Below are 18,892 nucleotides of genomic sequence, written 5' to 3' on the forward strand. Positions count from 1 at the left end.
TGGCCGGCGCCGGTCAGACGTAGCGCTCCAGGATCGACGACTCCGCCAGCCGCGACAGGCCCTCGCGGACGCTCCGCGCCCGCGCCTCGCCCACGCCGTCCACCGTCTGAAGGTCGTCGACGCTCGCGGCGAGCAGCTTCTGCAGGCCGCCGAAGTGTTCGACCAGGCGGTCGATGATGGCGCCGGGCAGCCGGGGCACCTTGGCCAGCAGGCGGAAGCCGCGCGGGGAGACCGCCGAGTCGAGGGTCTCCGGGGAGCCGGTGTAGCCCAGCGCGCGGGCTACGGCGGGGAGTTCGAGCAGCTCGGCCTGGTGGAGCTTGTCCAGTTCGCCCAGCGCCTCCTCGACCGTGCGGGAGCGCTTGGCGGTGGGCTCCGGAACGTAGTCCCGCACCACCAGCTCGCGCTCCGGCTCCACACCCGCGATCAACTCGTCGAGCTGGAGGGCCAGGAGACGGCCGTCGGTGCCCAGCTCCACCACGTACTCGGCGATCTCGGTGGCGATACGGCGCACCATCTCCAGGCGCTGCGCGACCGCCGAGACGTCCCGGACCGTCACCAGGTCCTCGATCTCCAGCGCGGACAGCGTGCCCGCCACCTCGTCCAGGCGGAGCTTGTAGCGCTCCAGGGTCGCCAGGGCCTGGTTGGCGCGGGAGAGGATCGCCGCGGAGTCCTCCAGGACGCGGCGCTGGCCGTCGACGTAGAGGGCGATCAGCCGCATGGACTGCGAGACCGAGACCACGGGGAAGTCGACCTGCTTGCTCACCCGGTCCGCCGTACGGTGCCGGGTGCCGGTCTCCTCGGTCGGGATCGTCGGGTCCGGGACCAGTTGCACGCCCGCCCGCAGGATCTTCGACAGGTCGGACGAGATCACGATGCCGCCGTCCAGCTTGCACAGCTCCCGCAGCCGGGTCGCCGTGAACTCGACGTCCAGGACGAAACCGCCCGTGCACATCGACTCCACGGTCTTGTCGCAGCCGAGCACGATGAGTCCGCCGGTGTTGCCGCGGAGCACCCGCTCGAGGCCGTCCCGCAGGGCCGTGCCAGGCGCCACGGCGCTCAGGGAGGCGCGCATCAGGCCATCGGCGCCGGAACTCCCGCCGGACTTTCCGGGAGCTGCTGCCCGGTCGTTGGCTGCCACTGCACTCCTCCGGTCGCAGGTTCTTCAGGCGCTGCCGTTTCGCACACTCGGTTCGTACGGACGGGCGAGACCAGGGCAAAGTCTACCGGCGGTCCTCCTGCTCCCGTGGGGCGTCCCGGCGACGCGAGCGGGGCAGGACCCGCAGCGCGTCCCCTATGTCGGCCACTTCCAGGACCTTCATCCCGGGCGGGACCTTGCCCGGGTCGCCCGGCACGAGGGCGTGCGTGAAGCCCAGGCGGTGGGCCTCGGCGAGCCGGCGCTGCACGCCGGTGACCCGTCTGACCTCGCCCGCCAGACCGACCTCGCCGATCGCGACGAGGTTCTTCGGCAGCGGGGTGTCGCTCGCCGCCGACGCCAGCGCGAGGGCGACCGCGAGGTCGGCGGCCGGCTCGGAGAGCTTCACCCCGCCCACCGTCGCCGAGTAGATGTCCCGCTTGCCCAGCGCGCTGATCCGGCCCCGCTGCTCCAGCACCGCCAGCATCATCGAGACCCGGGAGGTCTCCAGGCCCGACGTCGTACGGCGCGGGGAGGGGATCTGGGAGTCGACGGTGAGCGCCTGCACCTCCGCGACCAGGGGGCGGCGGCCCTCCAGGGTGACGGTCAGGCAGGTGCCGGGCACGGGCTCCGCCCGACGGGTCAGGAACAGGCCGCTGGGGTCGGCCAGACCCGTGATGCCCTCGTCGTGCAGTTCGAAGCAGCCGACCTCGTCCGTGGCGCCGTAGCGGTTCTTGACGCCGCGGACCAGGCGCAGGCGCGCGTGCCGGTCGCCCTCGAAGTGGAGCACCACGTCCACCAGGTGCTCCAGAAGGCGCGGGCCCGCGATGGCGCCGTCCTTGGTGACGTGGCCCACCAGGAGCGTGGACATGCCGCGCTCCTTGGAGGCGCGGATCAGCGCGCCCGCGACCTCCCGCACCTGCGCCATGCCGCCGGGCGCGCCGTCGATCTCGGGCGAGGCGATCGTCTGCACCGAGTCGAGGACGAGCAGGGAGGGCTTGACCGCGTCCAGGTGGCCGAGGACGGCGGCCAGGTCGGTCTCGGCGGCCAGATACAGGTGGTCGTCGATGGCGCCGATGCGGTCGGCGCGCAGGCGGACCTGGCTCGCGGACTCCTCACCCGTGACGTAGAGCGTGCGGTGCTCGTCGCTCGCGGACTTCGCCGCCACGTCGAGCAGCAGGGTGGACTTGCCGACGCCGGGTTCGCCCGCGAGGAGGACGACGGCACCGGGGACGAGCCCGCCGCCCAGGACCCGGTCGAGCTCGGGCACGCCGGTGGAGCGGGCCGTGGCCTGACGGCCGTCGACCTGGCCGATGGGCACGGCGGAGGTGGTGACCCGGCCCGGCGCCGTCGTACGGACCGCGGGCGTGCCGTACTCCTCGATCGTGCCCCAGGCCTGGCACTCGGGGCAGCGGCCGAGCCACTTGGCCGTCTGCCAGCCGCACTCCGTGCAGCGGTAGGACGGGCGGTCCTTGGTGGTCTTGGTACGGGCAGCCATGGGGAAAACCGTAGCGGCCGGCACCGACAGCCCGGCCGTCGCCGTCCTCGCCGGGACCCGAGCCGGCCCCGCGTGCCCGGCCGTCGCCGGGCGGGCGCACTCGAACGGGTCGCGGAATCCGAGGTTCACTCCTCTTACGAGGGATCGTTTCACCCGTACGGATTAAAAGTGCTCAAGGTGCACGGAGGGACGATCCCGCGCCGCCTACGGTCGCACAGGTGATGAGCAGCAGCCCGGACACCTCGACCCGCACGCCCGGTGCGCACCGGGCGCACCGCGAAGCACGCGACCGCGCTGCCGCGCAGGCCGTGGCAGGGCGCCCGCCCGCGCGCTACGAGCCTTATCTCGACGGCCTGTTCACCTACTGCCTGTCCGTGCTGTGCGACCACGAGGCGGCGACCGCCGCCCTCGGGGACGCGCTGGCGTTCGCCGAGCGGCGCGGGCAGCGCGGCCCCGGGACCGCGGGCGAGCGCCGGGCCTGGCTGTACGCGCTGGCCCGCTGGGCGTGTCTGCGCAAGCTCGCCGAGGCCAAGCAGAAACGTCCGGGCACGCACGCCGCGGGCCGCACCGGCGGCGACCGGAACGCGGCCGCGGAGGCCGTGCCGCCACCCGTGTCCGACGAGGTCCGGCGGGAGCGGCGTCGCGAACTCGCCCTGCTCGCCTGGCCGGAGGCCGCCGGCACCACCCCGGAGCAGCGCGAGGCGCTCGAACTCGCCGTACGCCACCACCTCGCCGCGCACGAGGTCGCCGCCGTCCTCGGCACGGACCTCGCCGGCGCGCGGGAACTGCTCGCCGCGGCCGCCTGCGAGGTGGAGCGCACCCGCGCGGCGCTCGCCGTGGTGGAGACCGGCACCTGCCCGAGTGTGTCCCGCCTCACCGGGGACAGCCGGCTCGTGCTCGGCACGGCGCTGCGGCGCGAGCTCGTCCGGCACGTCGACGACTGCCCGCGCTGCCGCCGCACCGCCGAGCGTGCCCTGCCCGGTCAGTGGCCCGGCGCCACCGTCACCCCCGCCGAGCTGCCCGTGCTGCCCGCGCCCCGCGCGGCCCTGCACAAGGCCCTCGCCCACCACCCACGCGCGCGGGGCACCGCTCCCCGCTTCGACCGGCGCGGCTTCCCGATGGACCCCAAGGACCGCGCCGCCCGCCGGGACCGCCTCCGCGCGCGTGCGGTCACGACCACGGTGGTGGCCACGGTGGTGGCCGCGCCGGTGCTGGCCCTGTGGGCCGCCTACCGCGGCAGCCCGGCCGAGGGGGGCCCTGACGGTTCCGCCGCCGGCGCGCACGAGGGGCACGGCCCGGGCGTCCTGGGCGGCGAGGGGGCCGGCCGGGGCTACGAGAACACCGGCAACGCGGGGCCCGGGCCCACCGGCCGCTCCGGCACGAGCGGGCGGCCCGACGTCTCCGTGGAGGTCATCAGCGTCATCGGCACCGGCGACCGGGACGGCGGTCTGACGGTGAGCGCCGACAACGCCGGCGACACCACCCTGATCACGCTCACCGCCGCCGGGCCCGGCCCGGTCCACTGGTCCGCGTCCACCGGGGCGCCCTGGCTCTATCCGAGCCGCTCGTCGGGAACCCTCCAGCCCGGTGAGTCCTTGACGATCAAGGTGTACGTCGACCACCTGCGCGAGCCCTCCGGCCGCTGGAGCGCGCGGATGGCGATCGCGCCGGCCGGTGCCGTCGTCTCCATCGACGGCTACGGCACCGCGCCCAACCCCTCCGGAGCGGGGCCCAAGCGCCCGGCCGACCCGCCGGTGACGTCCGGTCCGCGCCCCACTCCGACCACTCCGGCACCCTCCGATTCCGCCCCCACGCCGACCGACCCGCCGTCGTCGAGCGACCCCACGCCCACACCCACGCCGACCGATCCGTCGCCGACCGACCCGGACAGCCCGCCCCCGCCGTCCGCGGGCGGCGACATGCCGGGCCCGTCCGAGGGACGGCGGGGAGGACGGCGTGAGGGGAGGACGTGCGACGGCCAGGGCCGGCACGCCAAGCACGACCGCGGGTGTCCGGCCCCGGCCTTTGCGGGCGGTCGCCGGTCATGAGCCGCGACCGCCGGCGCGTCCACCGCGGGCCGCCGGCGGCGGTCGGACCCGGACGCCGGCGGCGCCTTCCGGCGAGCTGCCGCGGCGCCCGACGGCCGATCAGGCGACCGGATCCGCCGGATGCGGCGCCACCAGCGGCAGCCCGGAGACCAGACGCTCCTCGCACAGCTCGACCAGGCGGTCGTAGCCGGCCTTGCCCATCAGCTCGGTCAGCTCGGCCCGGTAGGAGACGTACACCGGATCGCCCGCGCCGTGCGCCGACGTCGCCGAGGTGCACCACCAGTGCAGGTCGTGACCGCCCGGACCCCAGCCCCTGCGGTCGTACTCCCCGATCGACACCTGCAACACGCGCGTGTCGTCGGGCCGGTCGATCCACTCGAAGGTCCGCCGGATCGGCAGCTGCCAGCACACGTCCGGCTTCGTCTCCAGCGGCTCGCGGCCCTCTCTCAGGGCCAGGATGTGCAGCGAGCAGCCCATGCCGCCCGCGAAGCCGGGCCGGTTCTGGAAGATGCACGAGCCCTGGAAGGGACGCGTCTGCCGGGAGCCCTCGTCGTCCTCGGACACCCAGCCGTTCGCCGTGCCCTCGGCATGGTTCTGCCAGATGTCCGGTGTGAGCCTCGCCACGTGCTCGGCGACCCGCTTCTCGTCGTCCTCGTCGGAGAAGTGGGCGCCCAGGGTGCAGCACCCGTCGTCCGCGCGGCCCGCCTGGATGCCCTGGCAGCCGCTTCCGAAGACACAGGTCCAACGAGAGGTCAGCCATGTCAGATCACAGCGGAAGACCTGCTCGTCGTCCGCCGGATCCGGGAACTCCACCCACGCGCGCGCGAAGTCGAGCCCCTTCTCGTCGGATTCCGCGCCCCGCTTCTTCGGCTTCACTGCTTTCGCCGGGTTCGCCGATTTATCGGTCTTCGCCTTTTTCGTCTTTGGCACCCGTCCAGGGTAAGTCGCCGGGCATCCGTGCCGGGACCCTCCCGAGCGGTGCCTCGCGCGGGGCGCCGCGGACGGACGGCGTTCCAGGTGGCAGTAGCGTTCCGTACATGAGACTCGGTGTCCTCGACGTGGGCTCGAACACGGTGCATCTGCTGGTGGTCGACGCGCACCCCGGCGCGCGCCCGCTGCCCGCGCACTCCCACAAGGCCGAACTGCGGCTCGCGCAGCTTCTCGACACGAGCGGCGCGATCGGCTCCGACGGCGTCGACCGACTCGTCGCCGTGGTCCGTGAAGCGCTCCGCGCCGCCGAGGACAAGGGCGTCGAGGACCTGCTGCCGTTCGCCACCTCCGCCGTGCGGGAGGCGGGCAACGCCGACGACGTCCTCGCGCGCGTGCAGGAGGAGACCGGGGTCAGGCTCCAGGTGCTCAGCGGCGCGGAGGAGGCCCGTCTCACCTTCCTCGCCGTCCGCCGCTGGTTCGGCTGGTCGGCCGGGAAACTGCTGGTCCTGGACATCGGCGGCGGCTCACTGGAGATCGCCTACGGCATCGACGAGGAGCCCGACGCGGCCGTGTCGCTGCCGCTCGGCGCGGGCCGGCTCACCGCCGGCTGGCTGCCCGGCGACCCGCCCACCCCGGACGACGTCAGGGAGCTGCGCCGTCATGTCCGCACCGAGATCGCGCGGACGGTCGGCGAGTTCAGCCGGTTCGGCGCCCCCGACCACGTCGTCGCCACCTCCAAGACCTTCAAGCAGCTCGCACGGCTGGCCGGCGCCCCCCGCTCCGCTGAGGGGCTCTACGTCCAGCGCGAGCTGAAGCGGGAGTCCCTGGAGTCATGGGTGCCGCGGCTGTCCGGCATGACGTCCGGCGAGCGCTCCGAGCTCCCCGGCGTCTCCGCCGGCCGCGCCGGACAGCTCCTGGCGGGCGCCATGGTCGCGGAGGGGGCCATGGACCTCTTCGGCGTGGAAAGCCTGGAGATCTGCCCCTGGGCCCTCAGGGAGGGCGTGATCCTGCGGCGCCTCGACCACATGGGATGACGAAGGCCACAACGGCGTCCGCGGGCCCCGCCCCCACCTGCCGCACCCCGTAACCTGTCCCTCGTGGTGGAACCCGAACCCGTACGCATCCCGGATGCGAAGGTCGCTCTCTCGACGGCCTCCGTCTATCCGGAGTCGACGGCGACGGCCTTCGAGATCGCCGCACGCCTCGGATACGACGGCGTCGAGGTCATGGTGTGGACCGACCCGGTCAGCCAGGACATCGAGGCGCTGCGCAGACTCAGCGACTACCACCGCATCCCGATCCTCGCCGTGCACGCTCCCTGCCTGCTGATCACCCAGCGGGTGTGGTCCACCGATCCCTGGACCAAGCTCCAGCGCGCCAGGGCGGCCGCGGAGAAGCTCGGCGCGAGCACGGTCGTGGTCCACCCGCCCTTCCGCTGGCAGCGCCAGTACGCCCGCGACTTCGTCGCCGGTGTCTGGCGGATGGCGAGCGAGTCGGACGTGCGCTTCGCGGTGGAGAACATGTACCCCTGGCGCTACCGCGACCGCGAGATGCTCGCGTACGCCCCCGGCTGGGACGTCACCAAGGACGACTACCGCCACTTCACGATCGATCTCAGCCACGCCGCGACGGCCCGCACCGACGCCCTCCAGATGGTCGACCGGATGGGCGCCCGGCTCGGCCATGTGCACCTCGCCGACGGCAGGGGCTCGGCGAAGGACGAGCACCTGGTGCCGGGCCGCGGCTCCCAGCCCTGCGCCGAGCTGCTGGAACGTCTCGCCACCAGAGGATTCGACGGCCATGTCGTCATCGAGGTCAACACCCGCCGGGCCATGTCCACCGCCGAGCGCGAGGCCGACCTCGCCGAGGCCCTGGCCTTCACCCGGCTGCACCTGGCCTCCGCGGTGAAGGTGCCGCGGCGATGACCGGTACCACCGCCCGCCGCCGCGGCCGCCCCCGCCGCGAGGAGGCCGCCGACACCCGCGACCGGATCCTGACCGCGGCCCGCGAGGAGTTCTCCGAGCGCGGCTACGAGAAGACGTCGGTACGCGGTATCGCCAAGGCCGCCGGGGTGGACTCGGCCCTGGTCCACCACTACTTCGGCACCAAGGAGCAGGTGTTCGAGGCGGCGATCGAGGTCGTCTTCGCGCCCGCGCTGAGCGCGCCGGAGGCACTGGTCGAGGGCCCGCTCGACGGCGTCGGAGAGCGGTTCGCCCGGTTCTTCTTCGGCGTCTGGGAGAGACCGGCCACCCGTACGCCCCTGCTGGCGATCGTCCGCTCCGCGCTGAGCAACGACGCCGCGGCCGCCGTCTTCCGCCGCCTGATCGTCTCGCAGTTGCTGCGGCGCATCGCCGGCCGGTTCGACCTGCCCGACGCGGAGCTGCGCGCCGAACTGGCGGCCGCGCAGCTGGTGGGGTGCGCGATCCTGCGATACGTGATCAAGGTGGAGCCGCTGGCGACGGCGGACGTGGAGCAGGTCATCGCCCGGGTGGCACCGATGGTGCAGCGGCATCTCACGGGGGAGTGACGCCCGGACGGCCTCCCCGGCGTCCCGCGGCATCGAGCCAGGCGTTGCGTCGCGTCGAGGCACGCGTCCCCTCCGCATCGAGACACGCGTCCCGTATTCCGGACAGCGCGTCCCGATCCCTGGATGACCGGCGTACGCTCGACTGAGCCAGAACTCTGCCGGGACTCCCTGCTGCCCGGCGGAACATCCCGAAGGAGCGAGCGACGATGCCCGAGCTGAGGTCCCGCACAGTCACCCACGGCCGCAACATGGCGGGCGCCCGCGCCCTGATGCGCGCCTCCGGTGTACCCGGTGCGGACATCGGCCGGAAGCCGATCATCGCGGTCGCCAACAGCTTCACGGAGTTCGTGCCCGGCCACACCCACCTCCAGCCGGTCGGCCGGATCGTCAGCGACGCGGTCCGGGAGGCGGGCGGCATCCCGCGCGAGTTCAACACCATCGCGGTCGACGACGGCATCGCGATGGGCCACGGCGGCATGCTCTACTCGCTGCCCTCGCGCGACCTGATCGCGGACAGCGTCGAGTACATGGTCGAGGCGCACTGCGCCGACGCCCTGATCTGCATCTCCAACTGCGACAAGATCACCCCGGGCATGCTGATGGCGGCCCTGCGCCTGAACATCCCCACGGTCTTCGTCTCCGGCGGCCCCATGGAGGCCGGCCGCGCCACGCTGGTCGACGGAACCGTCCGCACGCTCGACCTGATCGACGCGATCGCGGACGCCGCCAACGACAACGTCTCCGACGCGGACATCCTCCGCATCGAGGAGAACGCCTGTCCGACCTGCGGCTCCTGCTCCGGCATGTTCACCGCCAACTCGATGAACTGCCTGACCGAGGCGATCGGCCTGTCCCTGCCGGGCAACGGCTCGGTCCTCGCCACCCACACCGCCCGCCGCGCCCTGTACGAGGACGCGGCCCGCACGGTCATGGACATCACCCGCCGCCACTACGAGCAGGACGACGAGACGGTCCTGCCCCGCAACATCGCCACCTTCGCGGCCTTCGAGAACGCGATGGCCCTGGACATCGCGATGGGTGGCTCCACCAACACGATCCTGCACCTGCTGGCGGCGGCCCAGGAGGCCGGTGTCGACTTCGGCCTGGAGCAGATCGACGCCGTCTCCCGCAGGGTGCCGTGCCTGGCCAAGGTGGCGCCGAACGTCGCCAAGGACCGCACGTACTACATGGAGGACGTGCACCGCGCCGGCGGCATCCCCGCCCTGCTCGGCGAACTGCACCGGGCCGGCCTGCTGAACGAGGACGTGCACGCGGTGCACAGCCCCTCCCTGGCGGACTGGCTCAAGACCTGGGACGTGCGCGGCGGCTCCCCGTCCCCTCAGGCGGTCGAGCTGTGGCACGCGGCCCCCGGCTGCGTGCGGTCGGCGGAGGCGTTCTCCCAGTCCGAGCGCTGGGAGGCCCTGGACACCGACGCCGCCGACGGCTGCATCCGCTCCGCCGAGCACGCCTACTCCAAGGACGGCGGTCTGGCGGTGCTGAAGGGCAACCTGGCCGTGGACGGCTGCGTGGTGAAGACCGCGGGCGTCGACGAGTCGATCTGGACCTTCGAGGGCCCGGCCGTCGTCTGCGAGTCGCAGGAGGAGGCCGTCCAGAAGATCCTCACCCAGCAGATCAAGGAGGGCGACGTCGTCGTCATCCGCTACGAGGGCCCCAAGGGCGGCCCCGGCATGCAGGAGATGCTCTACCCGACCTCGTACCTGAAGGGCCGCGGCCTGGGCAAGAGCTGCGCGCTGATCACGGACGGCCGCTTCTCCGGCGGCACCTCGGGCCTGTCCATCGGCCACGCCTCGCCCGAGGCGGCCTCCGGTGGCACGATCGCGCTCGTCGAGGACGGCGACCGTATCCGCATCGACATCCCGAACCGCTCGATCGAGCTGCTCGTCGACGACGCGGAGCTGTCCCGCCGTGAGCAGGCCGTGAACGGCGCGTACGCCCCCAGGGGCCGCGACCGGAAGGTGTCGGCGGCGCTGCGGGCCTACGCCGCCATGGCCACCAGCGCCGACAAGGGCGCCGTGCGGGACGTGTCGAAGCTGGGCTGATCCCACCGACCCATGAGGACCCGCGGGGCCGCCTCCTTCGAGGCGGCCCCTTCGTCAGGTCACCAGGACGACAGGTCGTGACCGTCCACGGCGAAGACGGTGCCGTCGGGGGCGCCGACGTAGACACGGCCCTTGACGATCACGGGCGTGGGCAGGTCCGCCACGACCCGGTCCGAGCGCGTGCCGAGCCGCGGCCGGGTCTGGCCGACGATCTGCCCGTTGCGGGCCCCGACCGCCAGCAGCCGTCCGTCCCCGGCGAGGAGGTACACGTGATCGGCGTCGGCGATCGGCGCCGAACCCCGGCTCACGGCCGTCTCCAGCCGCCACCGCACCTTCCGTGCCGCCAGGTCGACCGCGTCCAGTGAGCCACCGCCGCCCAGCAGGTGCACCACGTCGCCGTGCACGCTCGCCTGCGCCGAGTCGCGGGGCACGGACAGCGCGACCCGGACTGACGTCCTGGTCCGCGGCGTGTAGCGGATCACGGCGTCGGTCCGCCCGAAGACCGGATCGGAGGAGAGCAGGACGAGGGAGCCGTTCCGGCTGCCGACGGGCGTCAGCGTTCCGGAAAGCCGGGCCTCCCACCGCACGTCGCCGGTCACCGGGTCCACCGCGAGGACCCGGGTGTCCGCCCCGTCGGCCGAGGTGGTCACCGCGTACGCCAGCGGATCCCCGGCGAACGCGGAGAAGTGCGGCAGCGGGATACCGGGCACCGGCCGGCTCCACTTGGTCTCACCCGAGGCGGCGTCGACCGCCCGCACCAGCCCGTCGGTGCCGGTGAGCAGCACCATGCCGCCGGCGCACTGCACTCCGCTGTACGCCGGAACGTCCGACTGCCAGCTCGGCCTGCCCGAGTCTGGGTCCAGCGCCTCCAGGTGCCGGCCGTGGTCCGCCATCGGCTGCACCAGGCCCCCCGCGACGACCGGCGACATGCCGGTGAGCATCTTGGGCACGGAGTGCCGCCACAGCAGGTTTCCGTCCGCCGGATCGAGGGCGTAGACCACTCCGGGCCGCGCGCAGATCAGCTTTCCGGCTCCGTACGAGCACTGGGGGGTGCCCTCGCCGGCCACGGGCTTGGCCACCCACTCGGAGAACGCGGCCGAAGCGGCTCCGGGCAGTGTGCTGTGCGGAAACACTCCGACGTCGAGGAGCTGGACCGTGGTGAGTCCGACGCCGACGACCAGTCCGAGCGCCCCGGCGGCCATGGCGAGCCGCCGTGAGCGCGGGTGCCGCCCGGACAGGATCCCCGTCAGCCGCCCGGACCCCCGTCCCGTACGGCCCCGCGGTTCCTTCTCGGCTTTCCGGGGACGGGACTTGTCGGTGGACACCTCACCGCCGCGGTCACTGGCCGCGTCCGTCCCATTGGTCCCCGAGTCCCTCCCACCGGTTTCGGAGTGTGTACCGGACTCAGGCGTCGGCCGCTCCGGTACGAACGCCCGTGTGTCGTACGAGGCGGCCGCCGAGCGCAGTTCCCGCATCATCTCGTCCGGGGTGGGCCGGTCCTCGGGCTCCTTGGCCAGACAGCGCAGCACGAGCGGCACCAGGTCCTCCGGCACGCCGGTCAGATCGGGCTCGTCGTGCACGACCTGGTAGGCGACGATGTACGGGCTGTCGGAGTCGAACGGCCCCCGCCCGGTCGCCGCGTGGACCAGCACGGAGCCGAGCGCGAAGATGTCCGCCGCCGGCCCGACCTCCCGCGGCCTGCGGAACTGCTCGGGTGCCATGAACGGCGGAGTACCGATCAACTTGCCGGTCTCAGTGCGCAGTTCGCTGTCCTTTGGACGGGAGATGCCGAAGTCGATGACCTTCGGCCCGTCCTCGGCGAGCAGCACATTGCTCGGCTTGAGATCGCGGTGGACGACACCCACCCGGTGGATGTCGCGCAGCGCCTCGGCGAGTCCCGCCATCAGCCGCCGCAACTGGGCGGGAGGCAGCGGCCCGTTCCGCTTCACCTCGTCCGAGAGCGTGGGCCCGGGAATGAACAGGGTGGCCATCCAGGGCCGTTCGGCCTCCGGGTCGGCGTCGACGACGGGTGCGGTGAAGGCGCCGCTGACGCGTCGGGCCGCCGCCACCTCCTGCCGGAACCGCCCTCTGAACTCGGGGTCCCAGGCGTACTGGGCGTGGACGACCTTCACCGCGAGCCTCAGCCCGGAGGTGCTGCGGGCCAGATGCACGTCGCCCATGCCGCCGGAGCCCAGCCACGACTCGAGGCGGTAGTGACCGGCGTACTCCGGAAGTTCCGCTCCCGCGCCCGCACCGGTGCGGTGCTCTGCCGTCATGGACCGCCCCCCGTGCTGCTCGTTCGCGCGTGCGACGCACGGAGCCTAGTCGATGACCCGAACCGGACCGAGGCGGCTTGCGGTTCTCCCTGTGCGATTCACGTGCAGTGTTTCGCAACGCGTCAACGGGGAATCACATGAGGCCCATGGCAGTCATGGGGTGCAGCGGGGGAGGTTTCACATGTCTGTCGACCGTGCCGAGGAACGTGTCGGGGAGAGGGCCGGGGACCAGGTCGAGCAGACCGGCGGCGAGGCGGCCACGGCCGTCGCGACCGCGGCAGCCGTGAACTACTACCCGGTCGCGCCGGGTGTCCAGCTCAACGTCCGCAGCGGTCCCGGCACCGGATACGGCATCGTCCGCACGCTGAGTGTGGGCGCGCAGGTGCCGATCTACTGCCAGACGCCGGGTACGACGGTTTCGGGTTACTACGGCACGTCGAACATCTGGAACAACATCGCGAGCGGCCAGTACGTCTCGGACACCTACGTGAAGACGGGCAGCGACGGCTACGTCACCGCACGCTGCGGCTGATCCCGACGGAGCCCGCGGGCGCCCCGGAGCCATAATCGACCTGTGAGCGATGACAACGGCACCCCGGACACCCCCGCGGGCTCCGCAGGGCCCCGCCCCGAGCCCCTGCGCTTCTTCGGCACCACCTGGGTGAACCACGACAACGGCTACACCGCCCGCCGTGTCGGGGTCGCCGCCGGCTCACTGGCCGCGGCCGCCGCCTCCTGCTTCGTGCTCCGCTTCGCCTACCAGGGACTCCAGATCGCCGGCTCGGGCGCCTTCGTGGAACTCCTGGTCGTGGTGATGTTCGCGGTGTGCAGCGCGCTCGCCTTCGGCCACGCCTGGGAAGGCTTTCGCAAGCGCCCCGACCCCGACCGCCAGGCCTCCCTGCGCGGCCTGCTCGCCATCGGATTCATCGGCTCCCTCCTCGCCTACTTCTTCCGCTCGCTCAGCGAGGCCCCCGGCGAGAAGCTGCACCGCCAGGAGTACCGGCAGGCCCGCGAACAGTTCGAACGCCGGGCCACCCGGCGTTCGGGCAACCCGTCCAAGAAGCGCCGCCGCTCCTGACCGCAGAGGGAGCGCGGTCCGCGATCCGGTCCGCGCCGCCGAAAACCCCCTGTCCCGGACCGGTCGTGCGGTCCCAGGATGGCCGTATGACCGCATTCCAGCCGCCTGCCGACGCCGACCGGGCCCACTCCTTCAACGCCGCCGCCGCCCAGTACGCGGCGAACCGCCCCTCCTACCCGTCCGCCCTCTTCGACGCGCTGGAGGAACTCGCCGGCCGCCCCCTCGCCGGTGCCCGCGTCGCGGACGTCGGTGCCGGTACCGGCATCTCGACCGCCCTGCTGCACGAGCGCGGCGCCGACGTACTCGCCGTGGAGCCGGGCGAAGGCATGGCGGCCCAGTTCCGCCGCGGCCTCCCGGACATCCCCCTCGTGCGGGGCAGCGGCAACGCCCTCCCTCTCGCCGACTCCTGCGCCGATTTCCTCACCTACGCCCAGGCCTGGCACTGGACCGATCCGGCCCAGTCGGTCCCCGAGGCCCTGCGCGTCCTGCGTCCGGGCGGATCCCTGGCGCTGTGGTGGAACACGGACGCCGTCGACATCGAGTGGATCGCGAGGGAGAACGACCGCGCCCGCCACTTCTTCCGCGTCGACTCCGGGGCCGAGAAGGCGGCGGCCGCCGACCGCTCGAAGGCGGACCCGAGCGGACGCCTCCGCTTCACCCGCCGCGACGTCCGCTGGAGCCGGCGGGTCACGGTCGACACCCACCTCGCCAACCTCGGCAGCCACTCGTTCTTCCTGGTCTGCCCCGAGGAGAGCCGGGCCGCCTTCCTCGCCGAGGAGCGCGAGCACCTGCTGCGGACCTTCCCGGACGGCATGGTCGAGGAGACCTACGACGTGTTCCTCCTCGTCGCCACCGCACCCTGACGCGGCTCATCCCCCACCTCACTTGACGGCGCCCCCTTCGGCGCGCATTAATCATCACATGATGAATATTGCTTCGGGGCCACCACCCCACCCCGAAACCGGTGCCGAGACCGCTGCCGTCCGAGCCGAAGCCCTCACCGTCGCCCGAGGCCCCCGCACCGTCCTGCGGGGCCTCGGCTTCACCGTCCCGCGCGGCCGCATCACCGGCCTCCTCGGCCCCTCCGGCTGCGGCAAGTCCACCCTCATGCGCGCCGTCGTCGGCACCCAGGCCAAGGTCGGCGGCACCCTGGAGATCCTCGGCCTGCCCGCCGGCCACGCCACCCTCCGCAACCGCATCGGCTACGTCACCCAAGCCCCGTCCGTCTACGACGACCTGACCGTCCGCCAGAACCTCGACTACTTCGCCGCGATCCTCGACCCCGGCCGCGCGGCGGCCGAACGACGCCGCGACAACGTCAGCCGGGCCATCGCCGACGTCGACCTCACCGGCCACGCCGACGCCCTGGCCGGCAACCTCTCCGGCGGCCAGCGCAGCCGCGTCTCCCTCGCGGTCGCCCTCCTCGGCACCCCCGAACTGCTCGTCCTCGACGAACCGACCGTCGGCCTCGACCCCGTACTGCGCCGCGACCTGTGGAACCTCTTCCACGACATCGCCGCCACCCGAGGCGCCACCCTCCTCGTCTCCTCCCACGTCACGGACGAGGCGGAGCGGTGCCACCACCTCCTCCTCATGCGCGAGGGCCGAATCCTCGCCGACGACACTCCCGAAGCACTCCGGGCCCGCACCGGCGCCGAGACCGTCGAGGCGGCCTTCCTGCACCTGGTCGACGAGGCGGCCGCCGCGGGCCGCACCAAGGAGACAGCACGATGAGCGCGACCACCGCACCTCACGCCCCCCGCGCTCTGAGCAGCGCCCGGACCACCGCCACCGCTGCCCGGGTCCTGCGCCAGCTCCGCCACGACCCGCGCACCATCGCGCTGATGCTGCTGGTCCCCTGCGTGATGCTGCTCCTGCTGCGCTACGTCTTCGACGGCAGCCCGCGCACCTTCGACACCATCGGCGCCTCGCTCCTCGGCATCTTCCCGCTGATCACCATGTTCCTGGTCACCTCGATCGCCACCCTGCGCGAACGCACCTCCGGCACCCTCGAACGACTCCTCGCCATGCCGCTCGGCAAGGGCGACCTCATCGCCGGCTACGCCCTCGCCTTCGGCGCCCTCGCGATCATCCAGTCCGCGCTGGCCACGGGACTGGCCGTCTGGATCCTCGGCCTGGACGTCACCGGCTCGCCCTGGCTGCTCCTGCTGGTCGCCCTCCTCGACGCCCTGCTCGGCACCGCCCTCGGCCTCTTCGTCTCCGCCTTCGCCGCCTCCGAGTTCCAGGCGGTCCAGTTCATGCCGGCGGTGATCTTCCCCCAGCTCCTCCTCTGCGGCCTGTTCACTCCCCGGTCCGACATGCACCCCGCCCTGGAAGCGGTCTCCGACGTCCTCCCGATGTCCTACGCGGTCGACGCCATGAACGAGGTCCTGCGCCACACCGAGGTCACGACGACGTTCGTACGCGACGTTCTGGTCGTCGCGGGCTGCGCCCTGCTCGTCCTCGGCCTGGGGGCGGCCACCCTCAGGCGGCGCACCGCATAGCGCACCGCACAGCCCCAGGGGACCGGAGGGTGTCCCGCCAGCCGGACAGAGCACCCGTACCCCTGACCACCGGTGCGAGGATGAATCCCATGAGCCAGAAAGTCGCAGTTCTCGGCACCGGAAAGATCGGCGAAGCCCTGCTCAGCGGAATGATCCGAGGCGGCTGGACACCCGCCGACCTGCTGGTCACCGCCCGCCGTCCGGAACGTGCCGAAGAACTCCGCGCCCGACACGGAGTCACCCCGGTCACCAACGCGGAAGCAGCGAAGACCGCCGACACCCTGATCCTCACCGTCAAGCCCCAGGACATGGGCACCCTCCTCGACGAACTCGTCCCGCACGTCCCCGCCGACCGCCTGGTCATCAGCGGTGCCGCGGGCATCCCCACCTCCTTCTTCGAGGAGCGCCTGGCCTCCGGCACCCCGGTGGTCCGCGTCATGACGAACACCCCCGCCCTCGTCGACGAGGCCATGTCCGTCATCTCCGCCGGCACCCACGCCACGACCGAGCACCTCGCCCACGCCGAGGAGATCTTCGGCGCCGTGGGGAAGACGCTCCGCGTCCCGGAGGCCCAGCAGGACGCCTGCACCGCCCTCTCCGGCTCGGGCCCTGCCTACTTCTTCTACCTGGTCGAGGCCATGACCGACGCGGGCATCCTCCTCGGCCTGCCCCGGGACAAGGCCCACGACCTGATCGTCCAGTCCGCGATCGGCGCCGCGGTGATGCTCCGCGACAGCGGGGAGCCCCCCGTGAAACTCCGTGAGAACGTCACCTCGCCGGCTGGTACGACGATCAACGCCATCCGCGAACTGGAGAACCACGGCGTGCGCGCCGCGCTGATCGCCGCGCTGGAAGCCGCCCGCGACCGCAGCCGCGAGCTGGCCTCCGGCAACAGCTGACCCCGGCACCGGGCGGCCGACGGGCCGCCCGCCCCGCGGCCCCGACTTCAGGCCGGCAGCAACCCGATCGCCCGGTACGCCGCGTCCACTCTCGGCCGCGCCATCTCCCTGGCCTTCTCCGCACCCCCGCGCAACACCCCTTCCACATAAGCGGGATCCGCGCACAGCTCCCTGTGCCGTGCCTGTACCGGCCTGAGGAGTTCGACCACGGCCTCCGCGGTGTCCTTCTTCAAGGCGCCGTACGACTCGTATACACCGCCCAGGGTCTCCGGGTTCCCACCCTGACAAGCGGCCAGGATCTCCAGCAGGTTCGCCACCCCGGGCCGCTCCTGCGGGTCGTAGACCACGTCCTGCCCACTGTCGGTCACCGCCCGCATGAGCTTCCTCCGCACGACCTCCGGCTCGTCGAGCAGATAGACGATGCCCGGACCGGAGTCGTCCGACTTCCCCATCTTCGACGACGGGTCCTGGAGGTTCATCACCCGCGCCGCCACCTTCGGAGGCGTCGCCTTCGGCACCACGAACGTGTGCCCGTACCGCTGGTTGAACCGCACCGCCAGATCACGGGTCAGCTCCACGTGCTGTGTCTGGTCGTCACCGACCGGCACCTCGTGCGTTCCGTACGCCAGGATGTCCGCAGCCATCAGCACCGGATACGTCAGCAGCGACAGCCGCACGCTCCCGCCCCGCTGCTGCTCGCGCGCGGCCTTCTCCTTGTACTGGATCATCCGCCGCATCTCGCCGTCCGTGGCCACGCACTCCAGCAGGTACGACAGCCGGGCGTGTTCGTCCACATGGCTCTGTACGAACAGGGTGCACAGCTCCGGATCGAGGCCCGCCGCCAACAGCAGCGTCGCCGCCTGACGGCTGAGTCTGCGTACCCGCGCCGGGTCGTGGTCCACGGTCAGCGCGTGAAGGTCGACGACGCAGAACAGCGCCTCCGACCGGTGCTGGTCCACCTCGGCCCACTGCCGCATGGCGCCCAGGTAGTTCCCCAGCGTCAGGTGTCCGGTCGGCTTGACCCCGCTGAAGACCCGAGTCCTCTCCACACTCCACCTCCTGGTCGAGGCCGCCGTCCCCGGCCGGCCGGCCCCCGGAGTCCTGGAGGGAGATACGAGAACGGCCGCCGAGGCGGCGGCCGTGGATGCATACGTGAGTACGGCCGCCGTCAGGCGGCCCACCACAGACGGGTGCACGTACGCGTAGTCATGTGCCCAGGATAGGGCTCCGCGGTGCCGTCTGTCCGTGAGTTGACACACCTCACCTGCATACGTAGTGTTCTCCGAGTTGCCCGACGTGAGAGCCCGACTCCGGTCGGTCCCCGGGCGGCCTTTCCTGAGTACCACCCTTTCATCGACGACAGTCGTGCAGTCTGTCTGTTGTCGTGTCATCGGTGTGCGTATTCATGGAATGAGGAATCCGCGCCCGAAAGGGCGCAGCCCCCGATTCGCACGGGAGCAGGGAATCCGCTAAAGTCTCACTCGTCGGAACGGCCCAACGGCCGGGAAGACGGACCCCGCTGACTGGGGGTCAGGTCGAGAAAAAGATCTGATAGAGTCGGAACCGCCGGAAAGGGAAACGCGAGAGCGGAAACCTGGAAAGCACCGAGGAAATCGGATCGGAAAGATCTGATAGAGTCGGAAACACCGAAGGGAAGCGCCCGGAGGAAAGCCCGAGAGGGTGAGTACGAAGGAAGCGTCCGTTCCTTGAGAACTCAACAGCGTGCCAAAAATCAACGCCAGATTAGTTGATACCCCGTCTCCAGCATCTGCTGGGACGAGGTTCCTTTGAAAAACACAGCGAGGACGCTGTGAACCGAGAGGACTATTCCTCCTCCCGGTTCCGCTCTCGTGGTGTTCATCCCGATCACGGGAAAACATTCACGGAGAGTTTGATCCTGGCTCAGGACGAACGCTGGCGGCGTGCTTAACACATGCAAG

16 protein-coding genes and 1 rRNA gene are annotated in these 18,892 nt (G+C 72.0%); 12 read left to right on the forward strand and 5 right to left on the reverse strand.

From position 1 onward, the window contains the following. Positions 1-13: 13 nt before the first annotated feature. The gene (disA, locus tag ACTYVM_RS16765; protein ID WP_445526640.1) at positions 14-1,138 is read right to left on the reverse strand and encodes a DNA integrity scanning diadenylate cyclase DisA; all 1,125 of its coding nucleotides are present in this window, start codon (positions 1,136-1,138) and stop codon (positions 14-16) included. A gap of 82 nt (positions 1,139-1,220) precedes the next feature. Then, positions 1,221-2,630, reverse strand: coding sequence for a DNA repair protein RadA (gene radA / locus ACTYVM_RS16770; RefSeq protein ID WP_445526641.1), 1,410 nt, complete (start codon positions 2,628-2,630; stop codon positions 1,221-1,223). A gap of 221 nt (positions 2,631-2,851) precedes the next feature. Between radA and ACTYVM_RS16775 the strand changes: the two genes are divergently transcribed. Beyond that, positions 2,852-4,678 carry a hypothetical protein gene (locus ACTYVM_RS16775; protein WP_445526642.1) on the forward strand — a complete coding sequence of 609 codons (1,827 nt, stop codon included), beginning with the start codon at positions 2,852-2,854 and terminating at the stop codon, positions 4,676-4,678. Between the two features lie 99 nt (positions 4,679-4,777). Here the strand turns inward: ACTYVM_RS16775 and ACTYVM_RS16780 are convergent, their stop codons facing one another. Then, positions 4,778-5,608, reverse strand: a complete 831-nt coding sequence (locus ACTYVM_RS16780) for a DUF3109 family protein (protein ID WP_445526643.1) — start codon at positions 5,606-5,608, stop codon at positions 4,778-4,780. Between the two features lie 107 nt (positions 5,609-5,715). Here ACTYVM_RS16780 and ACTYVM_RS16785 point away from each other — a divergent pair, with 107 nt between their 5' ends. The 4 genes from ACTYVM_RS16785 (at position 5,716) to ilvD (ending at position 10,195) form a co-directional block, all read left to right on the forward strand. Next, entirely contained in the window at positions 5,716-6,642 is a 927-nt protein-coding gene (locus ACTYVM_RS16785) for a Ppx/GppA family phosphatase (RefSeq protein WP_445526644.1), read from the forward strand. A 63-nt stretch (positions 6,643-6,705) separates the two neighbouring features. Next, on the forward strand, positions 6,706-7,533 hold the full coding sequence (locus ACTYVM_RS16790) for a sugar phosphate isomerase/epimerase family protein (RefSeq protein ID WP_445526645.1): 828 nt from the start codon (positions 6,706-6,708) through the stop codon (positions 7,531-7,533). Next, a complete protein-coding gene (locus ACTYVM_RS16795) occupies positions 7,530-8,135 on the forward strand; it encodes a TetR/AcrR family transcriptional regulator (protein WP_445526646.1) in 606 nt (201 codons plus the stop codon). Before ACTYVM_RS16790 ends, ACTYVM_RS16795 begins: the two co-directional genes overlap by 4 nt. Before the next feature lie 206 nt (positions 8,136-8,341). Further along, positions 8,342-10,195 (forward strand): dihydroxy-acid dehydratase, encoded by a 1,854-nt coding sequence (gene ilvD, locus ACTYVM_RS16800; RefSeq protein ID WP_445526647.1) that lies wholly within the window; start codon positions 8,342-8,344, stop codon positions 10,193-10,195. Between the two features lie 59 nt (positions 10,196-10,254). On the opposite strand, the gene ACTYVM_RS16805 is transcribed toward ilvD, so the two are convergent. Then, positions 10,255-12,471: a serine/threonine-protein kinase gene (locus ACTYVM_RS16805; protein WP_445526648.1), complete on the reverse strand. Its 2,217-nt coding sequence runs from the start codon at positions 12,469-12,471 to the stop codon at positions 10,255-10,257. A gap of 181 nt (positions 12,472-12,652) precedes the next feature. On the opposite strand from ACTYVM_RS16805, the gene ACTYVM_RS16810 reads away from it, so the two are divergent. The 6 genes from ACTYVM_RS16810 to proC all read left to right on the forward strand — a co-directional run bounded on the left by ACTYVM_RS16810 (position 12,653) and on the right by proC (position 16,952). Beyond that, a complete protein-coding gene (locus ACTYVM_RS16810) occupies positions 12,653-13,003 on the forward strand; it encodes an SH3 domain-containing protein (RefSeq protein ID WP_445526649.1) in 351 nt (116 codons plus the stop codon). Positions 13,004-13,045: 42 nt separating this feature from the next. Beyond that, positions 13,046-13,549 carry an EamA/RhaT family transporter gene (locus ACTYVM_RS16815; protein WP_445526650.1) on the forward strand — a complete coding sequence of 168 codons (504 nt, stop codon included), beginning with the start codon at positions 13,046-13,048 and terminating at the stop codon, positions 13,547-13,549. Between the two features lie 86 nt (positions 13,550-13,635). After that, positions 13,636-14,412: a class I SAM-dependent methyltransferase gene (locus tag ACTYVM_RS16820; RefSeq protein WP_445526651.1), complete on the forward strand. Its 777-nt coding sequence runs from the start codon at positions 13,636-13,638 to the stop codon at positions 14,410-14,412. A 58-nt stretch (positions 14,413-14,470) separates the two neighbouring features. Then, positions 14,471-15,283 carry an ABC transporter ATP-binding protein gene (locus tag ACTYVM_RS16825; RefSeq protein ID WP_445526652.1) on the forward strand — a complete coding sequence of 271 codons (813 nt, stop codon included), beginning with the start codon at positions 14,471-14,473 and terminating at the stop codon, positions 15,281-15,283. Then, positions 15,280-16,053: an ABC transporter permease gene (locus ACTYVM_RS16830; RefSeq protein ID WP_445526653.1), complete on the forward strand. Its 774-nt coding sequence runs from the start codon at positions 15,280-15,282 to the stop codon at positions 16,051-16,053. The genes ACTYVM_RS16825 and ACTYVM_RS16830 overlap by 4 nt, the downstream gene beginning before the upstream one ends. Before the next feature lie 89 nt (positions 16,054-16,142). Beyond that, a complete protein-coding gene (proC, locus tag ACTYVM_RS16835) occupies positions 16,143-16,952 on the forward strand; it encodes a pyrroline-5-carboxylate reductase (protein WP_445526654.1) in 810 nt (269 codons plus the stop codon). A gap of 47 nt (positions 16,953-16,999) precedes the next feature. Here the strand turns inward: proC and trpS are convergent, their stop codons facing one another. Next, a complete protein-coding gene (gene trpS / locus ACTYVM_RS16840) occupies positions 17,000-18,001 on the reverse strand; it encodes a tryptophan--tRNA ligase (protein ID WP_445526655.1) in 1,002 nt (333 codons plus the stop codon). Positions 18,002-18,831: 830 nt separating this feature from the next. Between trpS and ACTYVM_RS16845 the strand changes: the two genes are divergently transcribed. Then, a 16S ribosomal RNA gene (locus ACTYVM_RS16845) occupies positions 18,832-18,892 on the forward strand; the annotation flags it as partial.

Source organism: Streptomyces cyslabdanicus, assembly GCF_052663305.1.

What these genes read in the sequence shown, in the direction of transcription:
- radA (WP_445526641.1), bottom strand. Translation starts at nt 2,630, where the DNA reads ATGGCTGCCCGTACCAAGACCACCAAGGACCGCCCGTCCTACCGCTGC.
- ACTYVM_RS16775 (WP_445526642.1), top strand. Translation starts at nt 2,852, where the DNA reads ATGAGCAGCAGCCCGGACACCTCGACCCGCACGCCCGGTGCGCACCGG.
- ACTYVM_RS16785 (WP_445526644.1), top strand. Translation starts at nt 5,716, where the DNA reads ATGAGACTCGGTGTCCTCGACGTGGGCTCGAACACGGTGCATCTGCTG.
- ACTYVM_RS16795 (WP_445526646.1), top strand. Translation starts at nt 7,530, where the DNA reads ATGACCGGTACCACCGCCCGCCGCCGCGGCCGCCCCCGCCGCGAGGAG.
- ilvD (WP_445526647.1), top strand. Translation starts at nt 8,342, where the DNA reads ATGCCCGAGCTGAGGTCCCGCACAGTCACCCACGGCCGCAACATGGCG.
- ACTYVM_RS16805 (WP_445526648.1), bottom strand. Translation starts at nt 12,471, where the DNA reads ATGACGGCAGAGCACCGCACCGGTGCGGGCGCGGGAGCGGAACTTCCG.
- ACTYVM_RS16810 (WP_445526649.1), top strand. Translation starts at nt 12,653, where the DNA reads ATGTCTGTCGACCGTGCCGAGGAACGTGTCGGGGAGAGGGCCGGGGAC.
- ACTYVM_RS16820 (WP_445526651.1), top strand. Translation starts at nt 13,636, where the DNA reads ATGACCGCATTCCAGCCGCCTGCCGACGCCGACCGGGCCCACTCCTTC.
- ACTYVM_RS16825 (WP_445526652.1), top strand. Translation starts at nt 14,471, where the DNA reads ATGATGAATATTGCTTCGGGGCCACCACCCCACCCCGAAACCGGTGCC.
- ACTYVM_RS16830 (WP_445526653.1), top strand. Translation starts at nt 15,280, where the DNA reads ATGAGCGCGACCACCGCACCTCACGCCCCCCGCGCTCTGAGCAGCGCC.
- proC (WP_445526654.1), top strand. Translation starts at nt 16,143, where the DNA reads ATGAGCCAGAAAGTCGCAGTTCTCGGCACCGGAAAGATCGGCGAAGCC.